The sequence below is a fragment of the Vibrio azureus genome (genome assembly GCF_002849855.1).
GTDB classification, from domain to species: domain Bacteria; phylum Pseudomonadota; class Gammaproteobacteria; order Enterobacterales; family Vibrionaceae; genus Vibrio; species Vibrio azureus.
This window is the reverse complement of the sequence record NZ_CP018616.1, coordinates 2691167-2714660: the sequence shown is the minus strand read 5'-3', so window position 1 is coordinate 2714660 and position 23494 is coordinate 2691167. Positions and strand designations below refer to the sequence as shown.

Here is a 23494-nt window from a genome sequence, read left to right as displayed (position 1 = left end):
TAAAACCAAGTAACGCAAGTATTACATAGTGTGAGAAATGTTCAAAGAAAATACTGGACAAAAAAACAGTAAAGCTCGACCTGAGCCGAGCTTTACTAGAGACAAGTTTTCTATCAAAAAATTTGGGCGCTTAGGCTTCTTTATGCGTTGCGTGCTTCCCGAGCTCAGATTTCTTTTCGTCTTTTAAATATAGGTTTTCAAAGCAGTAGTTAGTTGCTTCGATGTAACCTTCTACGCTACCACAGTCAAAGCGTTGTCCTTTGAATTTATAGGCTAGAACGCAGCCTGCTTTGGCTTGCTTAAGTAGTGCGTCAGTAATTTGGATCTCGCCACCTTTGCCAGGTTCTGTATTTTCGATCAGTTCAAAAATATCTGGAGTCAGGATGTAACGACCGATGATCGCTAGGTTACTTGGTGCTGTGCCTTGCTCCGGTTTCTCAACCATGTCATCGACACGGAAGATATCATCTTTGATCATCTCACCAGATATTACACCATACTTGTGTGTTTCTTCTTCCGGCACTTCCTGAACAGCAACGATTGAACAACGGAATTGCTTAAACAGCGCCACCATTTGAGCTAGTACGCCCTCTTCTTCGTTGACGCAAAGGTCATCAGCCAGTACTACTGCAAAAGGTTCGTCACCGATCAGCTCACGTCCTGTTAGAATGGCATGGCCTAAGCCTTTCATTTCGCGTTGACGAATGTAGGTAAAGTTGGCTGAGTCAATGATTTCTCGGATATCGCCCAACAATTCTTCTTTATTGGTACCACTGATTTGATGCTCAAGCTCATAGTTTTTATCGAAGTGGTCCATAATGGAGTGTTTACCACGACCTGTTACAATACACATACCATCCATACCAGCTTGGATCGCTTCTTCAACACCATATTCAATCAGTGGCTTGTTCACTACTGGCATCATTTCTTTTGGCATTGATTTAGTCGCAGGTAGGAAGCGCGTGCCGTAACCTGCCGCAGGGAACAAACATTTTTTAATCATCGAGGAATATCCTTTCTCATATCACAGGAGTTTACTCATCATTTTAACATGAACTGGTTGAAGGGGGCACGCTAGAGAGGAGAAAAGTTGCAAACAATAAATGCAAAGTAATATTGTGACTGAAGAAATGAAGAAATGAAGAAATGAAGAAATGAAGAAATGAAGAAATGAAGAAATGAAGAAATGAAGAAATGAAAGCTATCGTTTGGAAATGTTATAAAGGAGTGATGGAAGAACAACGGTTCTTGTCAGTCCCATCACCCCATGGCAAGGTTACGATCATTAACACAATAGATTTTGATCGGCCCAAGCGATCGCTTGCACTCTTCCTTTTACTGACAATTTCTTAAAAATGCCCGAGAGGTGGGTTTTTACCGTAGATTCACTAATGCACATCGCTTCTGCAATTTGGATGTTTGATGTTCCGGATTGAGCGTAGCGCAGCACCTCTAGTTGTCGAATCGTCAAATCACTAATGATTGGTCCTGTATGGGTGTTGACGACCCCACGATAGTATTGGAGTAATTGGCTCGTGACTTCTCTGGGTAACCAATTTTTACCATTGACAATTTCTTTTAAACCAATGGCCACTTTTTGTGAGGATTCTTGTTGATAAAAGACGCCTTTTAGGTTGCCAAAAGCAAGTAAATCGTGGGTACGAAGACGTTTAGGTACATTAATTAATGCGGTTTCAAAATTCTGCCACACGATAGGAAGATTCTTCATTGATTGAATGAGAGCCTGATGTTCATTGAAATCGATTAGCAAGATTTTATTGCGGTGCTCTGGTCTTGCTTCCATTAAATCTTGTGTTGAAATAAGCGGAACTTCAAGATCGGTATCTTCTATAATCTTTTTGATAGAGGGCTCTATTTGTTTTTTCAAACTCACTAGAAATAACTTTCTTGTATAACTGGACTTTCTCATTAGGTTACCTTTAATCGTGTTTTTGTTTCGCGCTTCATAGCGCAACAGGTACGTTGTCATCAACTTGATTAGATAACCATCGGCAAAAAAGATAAATGCGTTGTAATTCAAAGCTTCAGTTACTGATGTATGCAAACTGACTCAAAATTGCTACACCTCGTCGTTAAATGAGATTTGCATTCCACAATCACCTATTCTTAAGCACAATGGTATTGGGCTTTAATCAAAGTATTAAAGCGTGTATTCTTATGAGCTAGAATTTAAATAGATCCAGAGTAAAACGGAGCACATCATGGCCAGCCGTGGAATTAACAAAGTTATCTTGGTAGGGAATCTTGGTAATGACCCTGAAATTCGTTACATGCCTAGTGGTGGTGCTGTAGCAAATATCACGATCGCAACGTCAGAATCTTGGCGTGATAAAGCGACAGGTGAGCAGCGTGAAAAAACGGAGTGGCACCGTGTTGCTCTTTTTGGCAAGCTCGCTGAAGTTGCTGGAGAGTACTTACGTAAGGGCTCTCAAGTGTACATTGAAGGTCAGCTTCAAACACGTAAATGGCAAGATCAAAGTGGTCAAGACCGTTACACAACAGAAGTTGTGGTACAAGGTTACAATGGTGTGATGCAAATGTTGGGCGGCCGTCAAGGTGGTGCACCAATGGGTGGTGGTCAACCACAGCAGCAAGGCGGTTGGGGACAGCCTCAGCAACCAGCTCAGCAGCAGTACCAAGCACCACAGCAACAGTCTCAACCTCAGCAACAAGCTCCTCAGCAGCCTCAACAGCAATACAATGAGCCGCCAATGGACTTCGATGATGATATCCCGTTCTAATGAGATGGCATATTTACACGTGTTAATACGCACGCATTAACCCTATTAACCCGCTCATTTAGCGGGTTTTTATTTTGTACATTAGCGTCATTTATGCAACATTGCCTAAAGCCTAAAGCCTAAAGCCTAAAGCCTAAAGCCTAAAGCCTAAAGCCTAAAGCCTAAAGCCTAAAGCCTAAAGCCAAGATTGAGACTTAGCTTGGACGATTAAAATATATTGTGATAAAGCAAGTTGCTATCTCGTTCTAAACCTTAATGACTTCATGTTGGTCTAGGTCATTTTGGCCTAGGAGAGTATGAATAAATTGGTATTGGTAGAGTCTTTGGAGAGCGTTTGCTTGGATTTGATAGGCGGCACTGATTTTCAGTCAGAGCACGTAGTGGTTTGATCTACTTTTTCCAAGTTATCGATTACTATTGTACTTCTATTGATGAACATTGAGAGTGTTTCTTGATGCTGTTAACTTTTCTCCATTCACTTTCATAAGATTGTTTGCTAGATATTTCTCGAATACATATGTCAGCAAGGTATACGATGAAGTAAAAAGGATTTGGTATTCATGAGATATACCCCAACGCTTAAATTAAGCACTCGTTTAGTTGCGTTTGTTACTATGATTGTGACTTGTGCAATGTTTATCCTGTTTGTCGGTGGCACCTTATCTTTTCAGCGCTTAGGGCAAGAATATCTCAATCATTATTTAGAAGGGATTGTTGAGGTCGTTGATAAAGAACTGGAAGACCCGGATGCGGCGTACTCCATGCAGCGATGGATGCCGAAAATGTTACAGGCAAGTAACATTGTTGAGATGACTTTGGCTGCGAATGGTACCGTCATCTACCGTTTTAAAGATACCTCGCACAAGATGGAAGAGTCAGTACTGTTTGAACGTCAATACCACTTGGCTCATAACCCTGGCTATACCATTGCTTTTAAAGCGATTCCCCCATACCTTGGCTACGGTTACTCAATCCAAGCATTACTATCGATCACAATGGCAGTGCTGTTGATCATTTTTTGTTTAATACGAGGAGTCGCTTGGCTTAAAGCGCAATTATTAGGCTCCGAAATGCTGGAAGAACGTGGGCGAATGATTTTGGCTGGGCAGGTTGAACAACATGCTAAAGGAGATGAGAGAGAGTGGCCCTATACCGCCAGTGAAGCTTTAGATCTATTAATAGAAGAACTGCAAGATGCCCGTCAAGAGCGTAGTCGCTTCGATACATTTATTCGTACTCAGACTTTCCTTGATAAATTAACAGGGACAGCAAACAGAGTGTTATTTGATAGTAAATTAGAGTCTGCTTTGCTTGAAAATGGTTCACGTGGAGCGGTCTTGCTGCTTCGAATTCAAGACTGGAAACTGGTTGAAGGCATGCAAGATAAACGAACTTGCAATGAGTTTATTGTTGATGTCGGAAGCTTATTATCCAACCTAGTTCAACGTTATCCAGATGTTACTTTTTCTCGCTACTATAATGCCGATTTTGCACTACTCTTACCTCATCAAGCGGCTAAGAACATCTCTAATTTAGCTTCTCAACTGTTGCGACAGTTAGAAAAACTGAATCCACCGACTCCGTTAGAACGAGACAATTGGTGCCATATTGGTATTACGATGTACAAAGGTGGAGAGAAGCATGGGCAGATTCTAGATGAAGTTGAAACTGCTTTACGTAGTGCACAATTACAGCACAGTAATAACTGGAGCCGTTTTAAAAAATGGCATGATGATGAAGCGGTTCGGGGAAGTGTCCGCTGGCGGACATTATTCGATTCTGCCCTGACGGCTGAAAAAATCATACTTTGTGCTCAAGCAGTTTACACAATCAATGATCTACCACATAAAAAACAGATATATAAAGAGCTAACATGTCGGCTCCGAGACCCGGAAAATGGTGTGATTAAAGCATCTCGCTTTATCTCCATGGTTCGTCAAGTGGGTTACACAACGCAAATGGACAGATCTGTCTTACAGGCTTTTTTGTCAACATTTAAGCCGGCTGTTGGTTTTGCTGAGCATTATGCGATTTGTCTTAACGTAATGCCTTTTGCTGAACGTGGCTACCTTAAATGGTTTCGTGATGAACTGTTACAGTTGTCAAAAGAGCAGCGACATTGTCTTAACTTTGAATTTGTCGAAGCCCAATTTGTTAAGCACTTAGATTTTATGCGACCCGTAGCAAAAATGCTTGTTGGCCTCGGTTGCCATGTGGTGATTGGGCAAGCGGGGAGAACCATTGTAAGCACTCACTACCTAAAAGAGGTTGAGATTGTTTACCTTAAGCTTCACCGTAGTTTAGTGACCAATATTGACCAAAGGCACGAGAATCAACTGTTTGTTCGTAGCATGCTTGGTGCTACTGAAAACTGCAAAACAAAGCTTATCGCTGTTGGCATTGAGAATAAGCTTGAATTGGACACCTTAGCTGAGCTAGGGGTCTATGCTGGACAAGGGACTTACTTTTCGGTGGAAGAGCAGTACTTTCCTTCAATTAAAGTGCCCACTGCCGTAAAACGTGAAACTCAGGTCCAGTTAGGGAAACGCAACCGTTGGCGAAAAAAGTAAAGACTTAATGTATGGATTTTAAAGCAGCATTAGCTAAACTCAAACGCTCACCTTTAGGGGGCCGTGCTACCTTTCTCGTGATACAGCCTGATGCTGTCTATGTTTCATCGTCAGCAAAGAGTTGTAAGGCAGAGCGATTTGAAGTTGTAGACTCTGATTGGGAAGCTGCTTTTGAGCAAGCTTTAAGTGTTATTGGCAGCTCTAGTGATGTACTGACGGTTGTACTTGCAAATCAATACTATCAAATGTATCAAATTGATAAGCCTGCAATGCCGCGTAATGAATGGCCTTCTGCGTTGCCGTACCTGTTAAAAGAACTGATTTCAGAGCGTGCGGTCGATATCGTTGCAGATGCCGTTGAGTTGCCCAATTCAAATAAAGTCCAAGCCTATGTTCTTTCTCGTAAAGTTTTCGATACCATTTTACGATTGACCAACCAAACCCAAATTTCTCTGGAGAGTATCGTACCTGAAGATGATCTCTGGGGAGATTGCGCAGATGAGTTGGGTAATTTCTTATTATTACAACGAAGTGCGCGTGGCCCTTTTCGGATCAGTGCCTTCGTTGATCATGTTATTGCGTTTCATCGTTCCATTCGAAGCGTCACCCCGCCATTAACTGGGGTGCCATCGAGTGATGTTCAGATGGATAACTTATCACTAGAGCTTCAGCGATCGATCGATTATCTCTCTTCTCAACTGCGAAGTGTGCAACTTCATCAACTAAAAATATGTTGTGATGAAGAAGACACACAAGAGTTAATTGAATCTCTCAATATTCGTTTGAGCTCAAAAGCGTCACCACTTAAATCTGAAGGATGTCTGTATTCGGGATATGTTTTAGCTGAGCAAGCTGCTCATTCTCAAAGTCGGAGAGTGAACCTCTACCCTGACTTTTTAAAACAGAAAAAACACTTTTTAACTTTAAAAAACGTGGCGATTATTTGGGGGGCTACAGCGGCCTCTATGGCGCTGAGTTATGGGTATTTTAGTTGGAAAAGTGAAGGGACCGCAGATGCCGTGACAATTGCTCAAAGTCATGGCGAAATTCTGAAATCAGAATTGGAACGTAACCAAAAGAAACTTCGCCAACATAAGCCTGATCGCCAAAAGTTGGCAATGAAATTACGGTTAGAAAATGAAATCAAAGCTAAGCGAGATTCTTTAAAAGCAGTGGACCGTTTCGGTGATTCTTTAGAGTTGGGCTATTCTGGGGTGATGAAAGCATTAGCGAAACTCGGCAATGGTGATATCTCTTTAGCCGAAATTGTTATTAATGATGAGCAATCACTCGCTCTAAAAGGCCTAGCGAGATCACCTAGTGATGTACCCAATTGGATAAGCCAATTCAAAAATGAAGCAAGTCTTGTTGAACAAACCTTTGATGATGTTTCTATCGGACGGAATAAAGACAACGTAGTGACGTTTGCTCTTAAGACAACGGGAGGCAATAACAGTGATTGAATTTTTGTCTTCATTTGAGGGGCGTTTTGATGACATGACCCCAAGAGAAAAAGTGCTGATCCTCTTGTGTGGCCAAGTCATTGTAATGATGTTGATTTATAGCTTTGTGTTGGAACCTAAAATAAGCGAATTCAATAACAATCAACGTTTATTGGATAACCTAAAGCTGACTAACCAAACGACAGAAAGCAATATTTTAGTTACTCAAGCCAAATTGAATAAGAATCCCAATGCAGAAGTAGACCAAGCGATCAAAGAATTACGCGCGGAAAGTAACAGGTTGTCAGAAAAGTTAGAAGGAGTCGTGGAACATTTGGTTTCACCTTCTCAGATGGCGTCGGTTTTAGAGGACGTTCTTGCTCAACAAAGTGGGATTTATCTGTTGTCATTGCAGACACTACCGACAGAAGCGATCACTGAAAAAGGTGAGGAATCAAAGTATTCCGGCTACTTTGTTCACCCAGTTCGTATGGAGTTGAGTGGCGACTACTTCACGATTGCTAACTATTTAGCCATGCTCGAAAAATTACCTGTGAGTTACTACTGGCGCAGTTTTCACTACAAGGTTGAAGACTACCCTAAAGCTAAATTGGTGTTGGAGGCTTATACGCTTGGTGCTCGAGAGGAGTTTATTGGTGGCTAAATCATTTATTGGGTTGTTAGTGTTGGCTTTACTCATCCCCCCTGCTGAGGCGAGTCAAGATCCGACAGCACCATTGGGTTGGAAGAAACCAGTGGTGAGTGAATCAGTGAAACCAGCAATGAAACGCCCACGTCTACCTAATTTAAATAGCATTGTTTGTCGACAAAGTAACCAGTGTGTTGCTGTATTGAATAACCAAGTTGTCGAGCAAGGGGCAAAGATTCACGGCTATCGTGTGGCCCAGATTAATAGTGAATTTGTCACTTTAAAGCGCGGCAGTGATCAGTGGAAACTGAAGCTTTTTAGTTTGAACGTCAAAAAATAATCACCAGAGCTAGGACAGTATGCGTAAATTAGTTGTCGGAGTTATGATTGCATCTCTAATGGGGTGTTCAATGGGGCATCGTGATCCTGTTGAAATCAAACAGGCTATCAACCAATCAATTAATGAGTCAAGTAGTCGCTCACTTGAAGAGATCCCTTCATCTGTGGAAGCTGACTTAATGCCAAACTTGGAGCGGAATCCTCTTGAGCCGTCAGCAACGGTGCCCCGCTTCAAGGTTGAAGCCAAATCTGTTTCAGCGGCAAGTTTTTTCACATCGTTAGTGAAAGGGACCGACTACAGTGTAGCGATTCATCCTGAGGTTAAAGGAAATATTACTGTTGAACTCACGGATGTGACTTTGGATGAAGTGCTGCAAGTCGTCCAAGACCTTTATGGCTACGAGATTGTGAAATCTGAAAAAGTGATTCAGGTTTACCCAGCTGGCCTTCGTACGGTGACAATTCCGGTGAACTACCTGCAGTTTAAACGAACAGGAAGCTCGCTAACGAGTATTGCGACTGGATCAATATCGTCGATGGCCGATGCAAATGGTGGTGATAACGGAGGCAGTTCAAACAATCAAAGTGCTACCACAGCGACTGGTGGGACACAAATTGAGACCATCACAGAAAGTGACTTCTGGCCGGCGCTGCAGCAAGCGGTGACGAAATTAATTGGTTCGGGTAAAGGGCAAAGTGTTGTTGTGACGCCTCAGGCAGGATTAATCACTGTGCGAGCTTTCCCAGATGAACTGCGTGAAGTTGAAGACTTTCTTGGCGTTTCTCAACAGCGTATGCATCGTCAAGTGGTCCTAGAAGCAAAAATTTTAGAAGTCACATTGAGTGATGGCTACCAGCAAGGAATTAATTGGTCCAACTTGTCTGCATCGATTGGAAATGCGGGCAGTATTATCATTGACCGACCAGCTTCAGTATTGCCTCCACTTGATGCGATAAGTTCTTTGCTAGGTGGGCAAACAAACGTCACTATTTCAGATGGCAGTTTTACTGCTGTGATGAATTTTATGGCAACACAAGGGGACTTAAATGTGTTGTCTAGCCCACGTATTACTGCTGCGAATAATCAAAAGTCCGTTATCAAAGTCGGTACTGACGAGTACTTTGTCACCGATCTGTCTAGTACCGTCGGCAATGGAGAGAACGCGAATGCCGTGCCGGAAGTTGACCTTACTCCTTTCTTTTCAGGGATTTCTCTTGATGTTACGCCGCAGATCGATGACAAAGGAAATGTGTTTCTCCATGTTCATCCTGCGGTCATTGAAGTTACGGAGGAGATCAAGAAATTAAACCTCGGTGGTGATTACAATAACATTCAATTGCCGTTAGCGAAAAGCTCTATCCGAGAGTCAGACTCTGTGATTCGAGCCAAAAGTGGTGACGTTGTTGTTATTGGTGGACTCATGAAGCAAGAAAACCTAGAACAAGTATCAAAAGTGCCTTTACTTGGTGATATTCCTGGTTTGGGTTATTTGTTCCGCAATGTGGCGAATACAACTCAAAAAACAGAGCTGGTTATTCTATTAAAACCGACTGTGGTGGGTGTGAATACTTGGCAGAAAGAGCTCGAGCGTTCTCGTGAGTTGTTACAAGAATGGTTTCCAGAAGAGAACGCCGCCTTTTATTGATAAACGGTAAATGGGTGTTCTATTAGTGGTGTGATGCGATTATGTATCTCTCTCATTTTGGGTTGAGTAGCCCCCCTTTTTCTTTGACCCCAAATACCGACATGTTTTTGGGTTTCCTACCTCATTATGAGGCAATTCAGACCATTATTGCTGCACTGAAAATGGGAGAGGGAGTGATTAAAGTAACAGGGGAAGTTGGGACTGGGAAAACCATGGTGTGCCGTAAGTTAATGGAGCACATTGAGCCACATGTTGCACTGGTTTACCTGCCTAATCCTATATTAAGTGGTAATCAATTACAGTTTGCCGTCGCGCAAGAGCTTGGTTTGAACAATGTTGATTGTCTTAATGTGGTTTCTCTTATTCAGGACAAGCTGATCGAACATCGCGGTCAAGGGAAAAAAACGGTGTTAATTGTCGACGAAGCACAAGCTTTATCCTCTGAAGGACTTGAGACACTGCGTCTGCTTGGCAACATAGAAACGCGGCAGGAGAAACTTCTTCAACTGGTCTTATTCGGCCAACCAGAGTTGGATATTCGATTGGAACAACATGACATGCGTCAGTTTCGCCAGCGAATTACTTTTAACTGCCAGTTGCGTTCTCTCTCTATAGAAGAAGGGGTTGCGTACATTAATAATCGGTTAGACAAAGCAGGAAGCACTGGAAACCTCTTCTCGATGGAGCAGAAAAAAGCCATTTGGCGTTCGGCGATGGGGATACCTAGGCTGATGAATCAAATCAGTCATAAAGCGCTTCTAAGTGCCTTTAGTGACCATTCTACCCAGTTAAAAAACCAACATGTGTTCTTAGCCATTCATGATACCTATGATGCATGTAAACCCAAATTTAAAACCCCTACTTTTTGGGGATGGAGTCAGCTTTGAGTGCGATCAACAAAGCGTTATCAGAACTTAGTGAAAAAAGCTCGTCGATTGAATTAGAGAAAGCTGAGATCCCCAGTATTACTAAGAGCAAACCTTGGTTGTGGCTGATGGGAGGCTTTTTGCTGAGTTTGGCTTTAGGGGGATGGGCTGTTTCGCAAGGCTCCCATGGTTTCAAACAAGACATGACTCCCATTGTGAACAGTGATTCCTTTGGAGCAGTAGAGGGTAAAACTGCACAACCCATGCAGCAAAGTTCACCAACAAGTAAAGTCACGCCAAAATTTGAAGAGGTGGTTTACGTCAAAACAACCGAGCATCTAGAGGCAGATAAAACAGAACAAACTGAGTTATCAGAGGACACCAATCAAATCTTGGGTGCCATCAATCCACCTCAAACAATGAGGCCTTCTCCGCCAGCAGTGACGATGACACTTGCCGTCAATGAGCCCTCTTTGATAGGGAGGGTGCAGGAGAGTTCAATGCACGTGGAGCCGGTGCGCCTGACTCATCAACAGCTTGCTCGTAAAGCACGCCTTCGAGCAGATAAAGCACTTGAGGCGAACGAATTAGATGCGGCTTTGATGGCATTTCACGAAGTACTTCGCCATCAACCCCAAGATATACAAGCACGCCAAAAATTGGCAGCACTTTATTTTGGCAAAGGTGAAACCCGTAAAGCGTATGAGTTACTGCAAGCCGGTATTTCGCTTGATATGGATAATCAAAAGCTGCGCTTAGCCTTGGCAAAAATGTTAATGAGAACGGAGCAACCTGAAGCGGCATTAAGTCCGTTGCTTTATCTTCCAGCTGCAGCCAATCAAGAGTACTTAGCTATGCGAGCAATTCTAGCGCAAAAGAATAAGCAAACCCCGGTTGCATTAGAGAGTTATCATTTACTGGTTCAGCGCCAGCCTGCGAACGCTCGCTGGTGGTTAGGGTTGGCGATTCAGCAGGAACGGGAAAATCAATTTAAGGAAGCCAGATCTTCGTATCTTTCGGCATTAAGGAAAGTGGGGATTTCAAATCAATCTCAAGATTTTATTCGCCAACGGTTACATCACTTGCAACAGCAGGAGATCACACAATGAAAATTCAGCTAAGGAAAAGACTGGGTGATCTTCTCGTCGAAGAAGGCATTGTTTCAGAAATACAGATTAAGCAGGCACTTGCAACTCAACATAATACTGGTCAAAAGTTGGGTGATGTGCTCATTGAATTGGGCTCTATCAGTGAAAAGCAAATGCTGGAGTTTTTGTCACAGCAATTAGGTTTGCCGTTGATTGACCTTAATCGTGTGCCTGTTGACCCTGACGCGGTACACCTACTACCTGAAGTTCATGCTCGGCGCTTGAGAGCTTTAGTGTTTGCACGCAACGGCAATATGCTGCGTGTGGCAATGAGTGACCCTGCCGATCTCTTTACTCAAGAATCGTTGATGAACCTGCTTGGTGAATATGAACTCGAGTTTATTATTGCTCCTGAAAGGCAATTGCTGGAAAGTTTTGATCGTTATTATCGTCGTACCAAAGACATTGCTTCTTTTGCTGAGCAGTTACAAGCAGAACGTCAGGGTGATCAAATCTTCAGTTATGGTATTGATGAAGCGGATAGCGAAGAAGTGACGGTTGTTAAGCTGGTGAACTCGATGTTTGAAGATGCCGTTCAGGTCGGAGCATCGGATATTCATATTGAGCCGGACGAACATTTACTACGCCTGCGCCAAAGGATTGATGGCCTGCTGCATGAAACGATCCTAAATGAGGTCAATATCGCTTCTGCTTTGGTGTTGCGGCTTAAGTTGATGGCCCATTTAGATATTTCTGAAAAACGCTTGCCGCAAGATGGGCGTTTTAATATTAAAGTCCGTGGTCAATCGATTGATATCAGGATGTCAACTTTGCCAAGTCAGTATGGAGAGTCGGTTGTGATGCGTTTGCTCAACCAATCGGCGAGCTTGCGTAAACTGGATGACTCTGGCTTGCCGGTGGATTTATTGGCTCGATTACGTAAGCAGCTTGCTCGCCCACATGGAATGATTTTAGTAACAGGGCCGACAGGATCAGGGAAAACCACCACACTTTACGGTGCACTTAGTGAGTTAAATGAAGCCAGTAAGAAAATCATTACCGTAGAAGATCCGGTTGAATATCGGTTACCACGCATTACTCAAGTACAGATTAACAGCAAGATTGATCTGACTTTTTCTCGCGTACTGAGGACATTTTTACGCCAAGACCCAGACATTATTTTGGTGGGTGAAATGCGCGATCAGGAAACGGTGGAAATTGGCCTTCGAGCTGCACTCACGGGGCATTTGGTTTTAAGTACACTGCACACCAACGATGCTATCGATAGTGCGCTACGCATGATCGATATGGGGGCACCTGGTTATCTAGTCGCAAGTGCGGTTCGAACGGTTGTCGCTCAGCGTCTTGTGCGCCGTATTTGTCCAGATTGCCAAGTTAATCAGGAATTGGATGCTGCTCAGCAACAATGGCTTGCAGGGCGTTTCCCTAATCAAGTCGACGCTCGGTTTATCAAAGGAACAGGGTGCCAAAACTGTAATTTAAGTGGGCATCGAGGGCGAATTGGTGTTTTTGAGATACTCGAGTTCGATCAAAACATGATGGATGCACTACGTAAAAATGATGCAGTAGGCTTTTCTCAGGCGGCGAGGCGGTCAAGCAGCTACAAACCTTTGCTGGCTTGTGCGATGGAATTGGCTTTGCAAGGAAAGGTGAGTTTAGAGGAAGTTATGGCACTTGGAGAATGTGGTGCTTCAGGTACAACCGACCCCATTTTTATATAGGTAACTGACATGGCCGCTTTTCGTTATCAAGGAAGAAAACTGGATGGCACCGCTGTAAATGGTAAAGTCGATGCTGTTAATTCGGAATCGGCCGCAGAAGTGCTGATGCACAAAGGCATTATTCCGTTAAACCTGAGCTTAATAAAAGAAACGTCGATAAGCTCAATCAGTTTGACTAAATGGCTCTCACCAGCGGTTCCACTAGAAGTCATCATCTTATTTTCGCGTCAATTGTTTAGCTTGACGAAAGCTGGTGTGCCTTTATTGCGTGCGATTAGGGGCTTACTGCAAAATTGTGATAATAAACAATTAAAAGATGCACTGGAGGATGTGGTCGCAGAGCTCAGCAATGGGGGAAGCCTTTCAGCGGCAATGCAATCTCATCGGTATGTCTTTAGCCACTTATTTGTCTCGATGATCAACGTGGGTGAGAATACTGGCCGGTTAGATGAAGCCCTTATGCAATTGGCTATCTATTATGAACAAGAACTCGCGACACGCAAACGCATCAAAGAAGCCATGCGTTACCCTAGCTTTGTGATTATTTTTATTGTGATTGCTATGTTTATATTGAATATTTTAGTGATCCCAGAGTTTGCAACCATGTTTACTCGCTTTGGTGTCGAGCTCCCCCTACCCACAAGGATTTTAGTGGCAACGTCCAACTTTTTCGTTGAGTACTGGGTTGGTTTAATCCTTGCCATAGCAGCATTATTCTTACTTTTTCGAACTTGGCTCGCGACCGCAAAAGGTAGAGAGATGTTCGATAAATTTCGTCTCAAAGTTCCTATTGTTGGAAGTATCATCAATCGTGCTCAACTATCACGATTTTCTCGCACTTTCTCTTTAATGCTGAAATCTGGTGTCCCCTTGAATCAAGCTTTGGCTTTAGCGGCAGAGTCATTAGGGAATAAGTTTCTGGAAGGACGAATAATGGAAATGAAGCTGTCCATAGAAGCAGGCAGTACCATTTCGGTGACCGCGATTAACAGTCAAATTTTTACGCCTTTGGTAATACAAATGATTGCAGTGGGTGAAGAAACGGGTCGAATTGATGAACTGTTGCTAGAAGTCTCTGATTTCTATGATCGAGAAGTGGACTATGACCTAAAAACGCTTACGGCAAGAATTGAACCATTACTTTTGGTGATTGTAGCGGGAATGGTGATGGTTTTAGCCTTAGGGATCTTCCTACCGATGTGGGGAATGTTGGATATCATCAAAGGAGGATAGTAGGCTTTCTCGCCGCTAAAATAGGAAAATGTTTAATTATTGTTAATTTGATGTCCATCTTTTATTTATTTTTTACATATTCTAAGCCTCAGAAAGGGCAGTTTTTTTGTTTTAATTGTGCTGTTTTCTCTTGTTTTAGTGTGTTTTTTATTTTTATAACCCTCTGTAATAATTGCTTAAAAATTAATTTTTGAAAACTTTGACAGCATGTTTTTATGAATTAGAATGAGTGTCGGTATAATGAAAAGATAAGCCTTGTGACGTTGCCTTATTTTGGGGGTGTTTACCGCTAAAGTTAACGTGCTGGCTTGTTTTGAACCTTACTTAATGAAGGTAATCCATTCGTTTATTTCAGTAGTGTAGTGAGTGTTCACTTTTCTTAAGTTTATTGCAGCAAGCTATCGTTTGCTTTTATTCCAGGCGGTCATCTGACCCATTATTTATGGTTGCAGTCATTGTTATGCTGACTGAGATAGGAGAGTACAGAATGAAAAAACAAGCGGGTTTCACCCTAATTGAGCTGGTGGTGGTCATTGTAATTCTAGGCATTCTTGCCGTTACGGCCGCGCCACGTTTCCTTAATTTACAAGAGGATGCAAGAAAGGCGTCACTTCAGGGCTTAAAAGGGGCCATTGAAGGTGCATCGGGCATTGTTTTTGGTAAAGCCGCGATTGATGGTATTGAAACAACAGCGCCTGGTGATGGTGTTGAAGTTGAGAACGTTGAGACAGGCTATGGTTATCCTATTGCGGGTAAGGGGGGGTTAGAGAATGCGGTTAGCGGTTTAACGACCGATTGGGCGTTGGCAGCGTCTGGTGCCACAGGGTTAGTAGCGACGTTTGTCAGCGGCACATTAGAGCCTGGCTTTGCTTCTAATCAGTTGGCTAATCTCACCGCAGGAAACTGTTATGTTTCCTATACCCAAGCAACTTCAACTTCTTCTGCTGCCACAACAACCATTGTTGATGAGGGCTGCTAAACAACATCTCACTAAGGCCAGATTACTGGCCTTTTTTCACCGATGGAATATGGATACATGCGTAAATCATTAGGGCTGAGTACCATTGAATGGGTGATGTTACTTGCTGTGCTCGGTGTTTTGGGGTTTATTGTACTGCCCAAGTGGATTAGCTTTGAACCTGAAACCTATGAAAAAACATGGCAACAGACGAAAGAAAAAGCCGAGCATGTCTCTGAGACATTGAGCAACAAAGCGACTTACGATGAAATCGAGCAAGAACTTGAGCATGCGGATAAGTGGCACGAATCTAAATAATATCCGTTTTTGATTATTTCTGCATAGACACAAGCTTTTGTTCCTTATTAAGTAATGACTCTTCCTCATTGACAAAGGTGGGTTATGCAAACTCAGCGTTCCTTCTATGGCTTTACTTTGATGGAGCTGATCTTAGTGATTGTGCTGATGTCAATTTTGTCACTTTATGCCTTCAGCCGCTTTATTGGTAAAGACAGCTTTTCTCCTTTTGCACTGCAAGAACAAGCGATTTCGGTGATTCGTCAAGTACAAGTGAGTCGAATGCAGTCAAATATTTCGGGTGAAGAACCTTATTTCCAGCTTCAAGTTGCCCCTGATTGTTTAGGTTCAGTGGCGGCGTGTTCTGCTACAACTCAAGTCAGAGAAACACGCAGTGATAAAGTGCAAGACCCTACAGCCCGATTCATTCTTAATGGTGCTCAAAACCCAATTCGCTTTAACCTGTTAGGGGACCCTTTAAATGTTGCCTCTGGGGGTATTTCTATCTTAATTCAAAACACGCATGGGGCAGGTCAGTGTGAAGTGAAAATTAACGCTCAAGGTTATGTTTCAAAAGGGGCATGCTCATGAAAAAACAGTGGGGAATCACACTGGTAGAGATGATCATTGCTCTTGTCTTGATGGCGATTGCTATTGCTGCTTTTACTTCTTTTTTGGTGCCTCAAATTCGCGACTCGGCGTTGCCTTCTTATCAGACCCGTGCGGTTGGGTTGGCGCAAAGTTTTCTGTCACAAATTATGGCGCGCAGTTTCGATCAAAATAGTGATCGTGATGGTGGTGGTATTCGCTGTGAGGAAGGTACAAGCGTGTGCACTCCTCCTCAAGCACTTGGCCCTGATTCTGGAGAGAGCAACCCATCACAATTTAATGATGTCGATGACTATATCGGTTGCTGGGGAACCCCGCAAACGTTATCTCAATGCCAAGGCAATGATCGTGGCGATATTACTGATGTGTTGGGTGAAAGTAGTGCTGATAAGTATCGTAATTTTCGCTTAGAAGTATCAGTGGTCTATGACAACCTGAATTCATCTGCTCCTTATTTACAAGTGACCAATTACAAAAAAATTACAGTGGTTATCTTTGCAGGCTACGCCCAACCACTGACGTTAGTTGCAATTCGAGGAAATTACTAATGATTGAACGTGGTTTTACCCTTATGGAGATGGTGATCACCATTGTCATTGGGAGTGTAATCATGTTAGGGATTGCGGGCTATACCAAGCTGGGTATGAGCGGCTATGTCGATACCGTCGAGCGTCAACGTTTACAGACTCAAGCCATATTTGTATTAGAAAAAATGTCTCGAGAAATACGTCATGCCGTGCCCAATAGTTTCTATGTACCAACTGAGAGTACAAATTGCTTGGCTTTTGTAGAAATTGAGTATTCAGGCTTTTATACCTTGGCTCTGAATGATATCGAGTTTCTCTTAGGTAATGCTCCTGCTAGTTTAAATGAGATTCCTGCAGGGCTAAGGATGGTGATTAGCCCTAGTCGTTACGACGACTTATTACCTAATTCGCCACAAAATTTTTCTATTGCTGGTTTGGTGAAGAATAACGGTGTTTATCGTATACCCGATGGCGCGAGTAGCTTGACGGCAAACTCTATCTCGAGCCGTCTTTATGTCTACGGGCCAAATTCTAATGTCCGTTATTGTTTTGAGAATAATCAAGTGACTCGCAATGGTGTCACGATTGGGAATAATGTAGATGTGGCCGTCAGCAGTATGCACTACTTAGAGCCTACCTTACAACGTGGTGGTTTAGTGCACATTGATGTGGAGTTTGAACAGGATGGAGAACGCAGTGTTTACCAGCAAGATATCCAAGTGCTCAATGTTCCCTAGCTCAGCACCAAGAGGCAGTATTTTAATTGTGGTGTTATTCGTCATCTTGGTGATGGGCTATCTCGCGACGTCTTTAATGATGGTGAGATGGTCGAATCAAAGCTCATTGAGTCGCAATGTTCTTGGGGTACAAGCTTGGTTTATGGCTCAGTCAGCAAATGAGTGGGCGCTTACGCAGCTTTATCCTTTGAATGTCTCAGCCCCCGATGTGGGTGAACTCTGTTCTTCTGTTGTCAGCGGAGCTGTCCCCAATGTGACTCAAGGGACAAACTGTCGACTGAATACAATGAGCTGTTCATTGATTGGATCGTTTAACGCTGGGACAGCGGAAGAGGAATCTTTGTTTCGTGTTAACGCTATTGCTATATGTGGTTCGGGCAGTGCACAAGTACAACGTCAGCAAGAAGTTTGGGTAAGGAACTAAATCGCGATGAAATTAATAACCTTTTTTTTTGTATTTATGCTGCTGCCAAGCTTTGTGTTTGCTTCTCAATGTGATGTCGAGGCTAAGAATGACTTTACCGTTTCTTTTAATACTCGAGGGAGTGATGACTATCAAAGTGTTGTCTTGCGAGAAAGAGGCTACGATTTTGTACTTTGGTACACAGGACCGAGACGCTTCGGCGATGAATATCAATTCGCTTTTAATGAGGCCCATTTAAATAATGGCTTGGGCTACAAGATCATCTTGGAGTATGTGGCCGATGCAAAACAGATGAAATACTATCGCCAGCTTATTGGTGAAACGCATTTTGAATTGCTTGCTAGGCAATACATTAACCTTAGCACGACTCAGCCTTGGTCTATTGGCGCTCAAGAACAAATCGAAAATCTTCAATGTGTTGCTCAAGCCCTGCCTGATGGCCCAGATCAGACGATCAACACCTCGCCAAAGTTTGAATTTGGTACGCTAAAAAGCAGCAACTGCAATATGAGTGGTGGACAGTATGTCTGCACCATTGCGTATGAAAAACACTACGACGAAAGTAAACCCAAACCTTTGGTTTTTGTTATGCCAACCATTGATGCTTCGTTAACAGGAAAGCCGCCAAGACGATCAGAGTATCCTTCAACAGTCGCCGTTGTGGAAACGACTCACCAAATGGCAACGGTTGTGCAAGAGTTCGCTCCGCATGCAAGTGCTGACAAAAGAGTTCAATTCCTTGATGGCCGAAGTTCAGAAGTACAAAAAGAGATGGCTAAGGTGGACTACTTTGTGATTGAGCCTGGAGTGTTAGAGTTAGTTAATGGGGCTAAAATTGTTGCTGGCACGCTTGAAACCAATATTGCCGCCTCTCAATATAACGCTAAAGGCAATAATGAGAGGATGAACGGCGTTAAGATTGATTTTGAAAGCTATGGATTGAAACGCTTTAATGATCGACCTGGAGTGTTGGTTCAACCTCAAACTCGCAATAATAACGGCCCTAATAATTGGTTTACGGGTATGGCTCGTGACGCAACAGAACGGTTTTTTACTATTGCGCTAGAAAAATCAGAAGTCTTTCAGAAAAATCGCAGGGGTAAAGAAACCTTTAACACTCTTAGTAAGTTAGAGACTGTTGCTTTTGTTGCGGGTGAAGGGCATGGCTATATTGATGGTCAGCGATTTTGGCTGGGGCAAGGTTTAACGGAATACACGCTTGACCAAAAAGATCCGGTGATCGATCCCATTTCCAAGGGTTGTAAAGTTTACACGCCTTTTCCTGATGATGCCGGATTTGAGAGCCCACCTATTTTGATCGCGAATAAAAACTCTCGTAAAGGGAATAATGGTGGCTGGTTACGACGGTGTAGTATCACTAAAGACTCGGTTGGCTTTATTGTCGAAGAAGATATGCAAAGAGACAAAGAGCGAGGGCATTTGGATGAAGAAGTCGGTTGGTTTATGTTTGAAAAGGCCAATCCCAACCCAATATGTGATGTCTTTCATTCACCAGTACAAACCTGGAAGATTGAAAAGCCAGAAGATGGAGAAAATGGCTTTTTAATATTATCCAACCGCTCAAAAATACATGGTGCTCCTATCATCAAAGACCATAATCAAAGAAGGCGTGTGTTGGGCTTTTTACCTGGCCGAATTTGGGGGCAAAATAAAAGTGACGCTTGTGATGGCTTTGAGTGCTTCGGTGATGAAGGGCTGCTGGTTGGTAAAGAATCTCTGGAAAGTTTTCCTGTAAGTTCGACGTGGCAAGATGTGATCATTACCTCTGAACAAAGGGTCACCTTTCAAGATGGCAAGCAAGTGAAAAACCTTGCAGTTGATGGTGAACTGACGTTGGCGGCTGGTCGTTACTGGTTTGATACGGTGCAGATCAACACTGGGGGGAAATTGTTCGTTACCCCAGGTACCGAAGTCGTGATTAATACTAAAGCGGTCTCCTTAGCCAATCGATCTTTCATGGGAATGAAAGTGGATACCGACCATGATGCTGCATTTAAAGGCAATATGCGGGTGAATGTTTATAACTTGCCAATTGACACAAGGAGTGTCTTCAACTGGGTTGATATTTCGAATAACTCGCAGTTTATTGGTGTTCTTTACAGTGAAAAGAAAGTGTATTTAAGTAATCACAGTAGCGTCTATGGTGCGATTACGGCTCCGGAAGTTGATGTCAATAACGATGCTGAGATACATAGCGCTTCTTCTTGTCTTGCTCCTACTGATGATTATCAATTAACTCTTTCTCCACACAATCAGTATGCATTACTTTGTGGTTCTCAAGGGCCAACTTTTGCGATTGAGACAACCAATCAAGGAAGTGCGCAAAGTACAGGATTGAAAGTCGATATTTTGCCTAAGAGCGCTGAACCTTGGTTTCGGGTTAAAGTTGCGAATAATATTGGACAAGGAACGTATCCCTATTTTACGACTGAGTCCAACTCATCTCATCTTGGTCAATTAGCACTGGCTATTACTGTCGAAGACAGCAGCAAAATCGACTTGAATACGCCTTATGTCCTTAAAGTCACGATGGATGAAGATACCAACAAGTCTCAGGAGGCGACGTTTAAGCTGCTGCCTTTCCAATTTTCTGTTGATGATCAAAATATTGTTGCAGGCCAAGAATACCCATTAACGACAAAGATACTCGCTTGTCTTAAAGGTCAGCAAACCGTTGTCAAGAGTTATACGGGTAAACCAAGCGTGACTTTGAATCTTGACAGGCCACCCTCTGGGAGAAAAGAGCCTTCTTTATTAACTTATGCGCCACAATTCACCTCATCGGAACAGGGGATTTCCAGAGATAAATTGGTGTTGATGGAGTCTGGTCAGTTTACCGTTAAATTAGAAGACGATAATTTTATTTGTGATCCTCGTTATTCCGATCACTGCCCAATGTCACCTGATCAACAACCAACGGGTGAGACGCTAGCATTAAATGGCTCATTTTTGGTTCAATCTCGCCCTTGGAAAATTGTGGCATGTGATATTCATGCGCAACAAACCGGTCAGATGAACCCAGCAACACAAGAATCAGGCGCGGCTTTTATGCCTTCAGCTGAAAGCTTCAGTGTCACGTTTAAAGCTATTATTCACAGAACGCCAACGGGCACCTACGAGCAATCGTGCACCTATCCGAGCACACAAAACTACTTTACCGAAGGTAATCTACAAGCCGCATTTCAAACTGAATTCGCGGTGGCTTATCCTATTGAGGGTGAGTTGGCTAACCTGAGTACTGTCAATGGTGAGTCACTCGAGTTTACTCGCTCAGAAGCGATCAATGGTAAACAAGTCACGTACTCGTGGAATGAGGTTGGTTCCCTGAACTTGGCCACCAATGCGAGTTATTTAGGGATGAATTTGGAGCCCTCTTCTGTCACCGTGGGGCGCTTTTATCCTAAATATTTTCGTGTTATCTCAAGTGAATGGCATTATCCAGGACAGCAAGGTTTTATCTACATGAACCAACCTTTTGAGGGCGTGAAATTTGAAGTTGAAGCTTTAAATGGATTAAATCAACCGGTTCAAAACTATGTGAACTTTATGTCTCAGGCAGAGTTCAATCTTGCAGAACTTGAGCATTATGCTGAGCGATTTGAGGCACCAAAATTTGGTCCAGGAGCATGGAACAACCAAGTTGGACGAAGTGTTGGTCTTTTTTCTATCGGTGGCAGTCATCACTGTTCTGAGGGAGCCTGTTGGCAAAAAGATTTAGTTGGGAGCCATTACCCAGATGGCCCTTTTAATTCCATTGCTGGGGGACAACGATCGCAAATTGGCCTCGTGTACGAAAACAATGCAGATCCTGTCGCATTTTTTGAAACGGGCAACCATCCATTTGAATCTCGTTTGGTTCTGCAACCCGACATTCGTTTTGGTCGCATCGATTTGGATGATGTGGGAGGTAACCAAGGCGATCATTTGCAAGTCCCATTACGGGTTGAGTATTGGAACGGTGAGCGTTTTGTGAATAATATCGATGATGATCAGACGACAGTCATAGGGGCGGTGTCTAAGCAACAAGTTATTTGGCCACTTGGCAAAAATGCGGATCCACAAGATGTGCAATTGATTGATGGTGGACAAGTCTCTTCAGGGTATTTAAATAAGCTCGTTGCTTTTGAAGCTGCGCCATACCGACAACAAACTCGGGTTTGGTTAGGGCTTGAAGAGGCAGGTAATGATCTTCCCTGGCTAAAGTATCGCTGGGAGGGGGGGAAACCTGAAGAACAGGACCCATCTTCAGTGGTTACATTTGGTATTCACCGTGGTCATGACAAAGTGATTTATCGAGCGGAACCAGGAATAACCGAGCCATAAAAACGGTCATAGCTAACATTAAGTAAGCAAACTGAAAGAAATTGAAAGTTTATGCTCATGTTTATGTCCCAATGCCTTGCTGTACAAGCGAGGCATTGGTACATTTAAGACAATTTTTGTCTTCTCAATTTTTTGCAGGATGAGCGAAGCATATGTTTAAAAAACTTCGTGGCATGTTCTCGAATGATCTTTCTATCGATCTGGGTACTGCCAACACTCTAATTTATGTTAAAGGGCAGGGTATTGTCCTAGATGAACCTTCAGTAGTCGCTATTCGACAGGAGCGCACAAGTTCTGCAAAAAGTGTTGCTGCGGTAGGTCACGCAGCAAAACAAATGCTCGGACGTACGCCAGGTAATATTACGGCTACCCGTCCAATGAAAGATGGTGTTATTGCTGATTTCTTTGTGACAGAAAAAATGTTGCAGCACTTTATCAAACAAGTGCATGACAACAGTATCTTGAAACCAAGCCCAAGAGTCTTGATTTGTGTGCCTTGCGGCTCAACGCAGGTTGAGCGCCGTACTATCCGTGAATCTGCACTTGGTGCTGGTGCACGAGAAGTGTACTTGATTGACGAGCCAATGGCTGCGGCAATTGGTGCAGGCTTGCGCGTTTCTGAAGCGACTGGCTCTATGGTCGTTGATATCGGTGGTGGTACCACTGAAGTTGCGGTTATATCGCTCAACGGTGTGGTTTACGCTCAATCTGTTCGCATTGGTGGTGACCGTTTTGACGAAGCAATTATCAACTATGTGCGTCGTAATTACGGTAGCCTAATTGGCGAAGCGACAGCAGAGAAAATCAAACATGAAATTGGTTCTGCTTATCCGGGTGATGAAGTCCTAGAGATTGAAGTCCGTGGACGTAACCTTGCCGAAGGTGTTCCTCGCAGCTTTAGTCTTAACTCCAATGAAATTTTAGAAGCCTTGCAAGAGCCATTATCTGGTATTGTTTCTGCCGTCATGGTGGCGCTAGAGCAATGTCCTCCTGAGCTAGCATCGGATATCTCTGAAAATGGTATGGTATTAACGGGTGGCGGCGCGCTTCTCAAAGACCTTGACCGTTTATTAATGGAAGAAACCGGTATTCCAGTCGTTATCGCAGAAGAACCACTGACGTGTGTTGCACGCGGTGGTGGTAAAGCACTTGAAATGATCGACATGCATGGTGGCGATCTCTTCTCTGAAGAATAATAAAAATACAAAGGGTGAAACTGGCTTCAGTTTCACCCTTTCCCTATCTTTATAATATCGCTCTG

Annotated in this window: 20 protein-coding genes; 18 read left to right on the top strand and 2 right to left on the bottom strand. The window is 43.2% G+C overall.

Going from position 1 to position 23494, the window contains the following annotated elements; translation table 11 throughout:
- Positions 1–130: 130 nt before the first annotated feature.
- Positions 131–1003 (bottom strand): UTP--glucose-1-phosphate uridylyltransferase GalU, encoded by an 873-nt coding sequence (galU, locus tag BS333_RS12350; RefSeq protein WP_021709261.1) that lies wholly within the window; start codon positions 1001–1003, stop codon positions 131–133.
- A 282-nt stretch (positions 1004–1285) separates the two neighbouring features.
- A complete protein-coding gene (locus BS333_RS12345; protein ID WP_033003608.1) occupies positions 1286–1930 on the bottom strand; it encodes a LuxR C-terminal-related transcriptional regulator in 645 nt (214 codons plus the stop codon).
- Between the two features lie 292 nt (positions 1931–2222).
- On the opposite strand from BS333_RS12345, the gene BS333_RS12340 reads away from it, so the two are divergent.
- The 18 genes from BS333_RS12340 to BS333_RS12255 all read left to right on the top strand — a co-directional run bounded on the left by BS333_RS12340 (position 2223) and on the right by BS333_RS12255 (position 23429).
- Complete coding sequence (locus BS333_RS12340) at positions 2223–2762, top strand: single-stranded DNA-binding protein (RefSeq protein WP_021709263.1); 540 nt, start codon at positions 2223–2225, stop codon at positions 2760–2762.
- 560 nt (positions 2763–3322) lie between these two features.
- Positions 3323–5332: an RNase E specificity factor CsrD gene (csrD, locus tag BS333_RS12335; RefSeq protein WP_021709264.1), complete on the top strand. Its 2010-nt coding sequence runs from the start codon at positions 3323–3325 to the stop codon at positions 5330–5332.
- A gap of 11 nt (positions 5333–5343) precedes the next feature.
- Positions 5344–6795, top strand: a complete 1452-nt coding sequence (locus tag BS333_RS12330; protein ID WP_021709265.1) for a hypothetical protein — start codon at positions 5344–5346, stop codon at positions 6793–6795.
- Complete coding sequence (gene gspM / locus BS333_RS12325; RefSeq protein ID WP_021709266.1) at positions 6788–7438, top strand: type II secretion system protein GspM; 651 nt, start codon at positions 6788–6790, stop codon at positions 7436–7438. The genes BS333_RS12330 and gspM overlap by 8 nt, the downstream gene beginning before the upstream one ends.
- Entirely contained in the window at positions 7428–7763 is a 336-nt protein-coding gene (locus tag BS333_RS12320; protein ID WP_050567979.1) for a hypothetical protein, read from the top strand. The genes gspM and BS333_RS12320 overlap by 11 nt, the downstream gene beginning before the upstream one ends.
- A gap of 19 nt (positions 7764–7782) precedes the next feature.
- Entirely contained in the window at positions 7783–9408 is a 1626-nt protein-coding gene (gene mshL / locus BS333_RS12315) for a pilus (MSHA type) biogenesis protein MshL (RefSeq protein ID WP_021709268.1), read from the top strand.
- Between the two features lie 41 nt (positions 9409–9449).
- The gene (locus BS333_RS12310) at positions 9450–10295 is read left to right on the top strand and encodes an ExeA family protein (RefSeq protein WP_021709269.1); all 846 of its coding nucleotides are present in this window, start codon (positions 9450–9452) and stop codon (positions 10293–10295) included.
- Entirely contained in the window at positions 10280–11383 is a 1104-nt protein-coding gene (locus BS333_RS12305) for a tetratricopeptide repeat protein (protein WP_033003593.1), read from the top strand. Before BS333_RS12310 ends, BS333_RS12305 begins: the two co-directional genes overlap by 16 nt.
- Positions 11380–13104, top strand: a complete 1725-nt coding sequence (locus BS333_RS12300; RefSeq protein ID WP_021709271.1) for a GspE/PulE family protein — start codon at positions 11380–11382, stop codon at positions 13102–13104. Before BS333_RS12305 ends, BS333_RS12300 begins: the two co-directional genes overlap by 4 nt.
- Before the next feature lie 9 nt (positions 13105–13113).
- On the top strand, positions 13114–14337 hold the full coding sequence (locus BS333_RS12295) for a type II secretion system F family protein (RefSeq protein WP_021709272.1): 1224 nt from the start codon (positions 13114–13116) through the stop codon (positions 14335–14337).
- A 487-nt stretch (positions 14338–14824) separates the two neighbouring features.
- Entirely contained in the window at positions 14825–15316 is a 492-nt protein-coding gene (locus BS333_RS12290; protein WP_021709273.1) for a prepilin-type N-terminal cleavage/methylation domain-containing protein, read from the top strand.
- Positions 15317–15373: 57 nt separating this feature from the next.
- On the top strand, positions 15374–15613 hold the full coding sequence (locus BS333_RS12285; protein WP_033003594.1) for a hypothetical protein: 240 nt from the start codon (positions 15374–15376) through the stop codon (positions 15611–15613).
- Positions 15614–15697: 84 nt separating this feature from the next.
- Complete coding sequence (locus BS333_RS12280; RefSeq protein WP_021709275.1) at positions 15698–16183, top strand: type II secretion system protein; 486 nt, start codon at positions 15698–15700, stop codon at positions 16181–16183.
- A complete protein-coding gene (locus BS333_RS12275; protein ID WP_021709276.1) occupies positions 16180–16749 on the top strand; it encodes a type IV pilus modification PilV family protein in 570 nt (189 codons plus the stop codon). The genes BS333_RS12280 and BS333_RS12275 overlap by 4 nt, the downstream gene beginning before the upstream one ends.
- Complete coding sequence (locus BS333_RS12270; protein WP_021709277.1) at positions 16749–17465, top strand: PilW family protein; 717 nt, start codon at positions 16749–16751, stop codon at positions 17463–17465. The genes BS333_RS12275 and BS333_RS12270 overlap by 1 nt, the downstream gene beginning before the upstream one ends.
- A complete protein-coding gene (locus BS333_RS12265; protein ID WP_021709278.1) occupies positions 17455–17889 on the top strand; it encodes a hypothetical protein in 435 nt (144 codons plus the stop codon). Before BS333_RS12270 ends, BS333_RS12265 begins: the two co-directional genes overlap by 11 nt.
- Positions 17890–17895: 6 nt before the next feature.
- Positions 17896–22233, top strand: a complete 4338-nt coding sequence (locus tag BS333_RS12260; protein ID WP_021709279.1) for a DUF6701 domain-containing protein — start codon at positions 17896–17898, stop codon at positions 22231–22233.
- A gap of 152 nt (positions 22234–22385) precedes the next feature.
- Complete coding sequence (locus tag BS333_RS12255) at positions 22386–23429, top strand: rod shape-determining protein (protein WP_021709280.1); 1044 nt, start codon at positions 22386–22388, stop codon at positions 23427–23429.
- The last annotated feature ends 65 nt before the right edge of the window (positions 23430–23494 follow it).

Coding starts and splice junctions, on each gene's coding strand:
- galU (WP_021709261.1), bottom strand. CDS start 1,003: ATGATTAAAAAATGTTTGTTCCCTGCGGCAGGTTACGGCACGCGCTTC.
- BS333_RS12345 (WP_033003608.1), bottom strand. CDS start 1,930: ATGAGAAAGTCCAGTTATACAAGAAAGTTATTTCTAGTGAGTTTGAAA.
- BS333_RS12340 (WP_021709263.1), top strand. CDS start 2,223: ATGGCCAGCCGTGGAATTAACAAAGTTATCTTGGTAGGGAATCTTGGT.
- csrD (WP_021709264.1), top strand. CDS start 3,323: ATGAGATATACCCCAACGCTTAAATTAAGCACTCGTTTAGTTGCGTTT.
- BS333_RS12330 (WP_021709265.1), top strand. CDS start 5,344: ATGGATTTTAAAGCAGCATTAGCTAAACTCAAACGCTCACCTTTAGGG.
- mshL (WP_021709268.1), top strand. CDS start 7,783: ATGCGTAAATTAGTTGTCGGAGTTATGATTGCATCTCTAATGGGGTGT.
- BS333_RS12310 (WP_021709269.1), top strand. CDS start 9,450: ATGTATCTCTCTCATTTTGGGTTGAGTAGCCCCCCTTTTTCTTTGACC.
- BS333_RS12305 (WP_033003593.1), top strand. CDS start 10,280: ATGGAGTCAGCTTTGAGTGCGATCAACAAAGCGTTATCAGAACTTAGT.
- BS333_RS12300 (WP_021709271.1), top strand. CDS start 11,380: ATGAAAATTCAGCTAAGGAAAAGACTGGGTGATCTTCTCGTCGAAGAA.
- BS333_RS12295 (WP_021709272.1), top strand. CDS start 13,114: ATGGCCGCTTTTCGTTATCAAGGAAGAAAACTGGATGGCACCGCTGTA.
- BS333_RS12290 (WP_021709273.1), top strand. CDS start 14,825: ATGAAAAAACAAGCGGGTTTCACCCTAATTGAGCTGGTGGTGGTCATT.
- BS333_RS12285 (WP_033003594.1), top strand. CDS start 15,374: ATGCGTAAATCATTAGGGCTGAGTACCATTGAATGGGTGATGTTACTT.
- BS333_RS12280 (WP_021709275.1), top strand. CDS start 15,698: ATGCAAACTCAGCGTTCCTTCTATGGCTTTACTTTGATGGAGCTGATC.
- BS333_RS12275 (WP_021709276.1), top strand. CDS start 16,180: ATGAAAAAACAGTGGGGAATCACACTGGTAGAGATGATCATTGCTCTT.
- BS333_RS12270 (WP_021709277.1), top strand. CDS start 16,749: ATGATTGAACGTGGTTTTACCCTTATGGAGATGGTGATCACCATTGTC.
- BS333_RS12265 (WP_021709278.1), top strand. CDS start 17,455: ATGTTCCCTAGCTCAGCACCAAGAGGCAGTATTTTAATTGTGGTGTTA.
- BS333_RS12260 (WP_021709279.1), top strand. CDS start 17,896: ATGAAATTAATAACCTTTTTTTTTGTATTTATGCTGCTGCCAAGCTTT.
- BS333_RS12255 (WP_021709280.1), top strand. CDS start 22,386: ATGTTTAAAAAACTTCGTGGCATGTTCTCGAATGATCTTTCTATCGAT.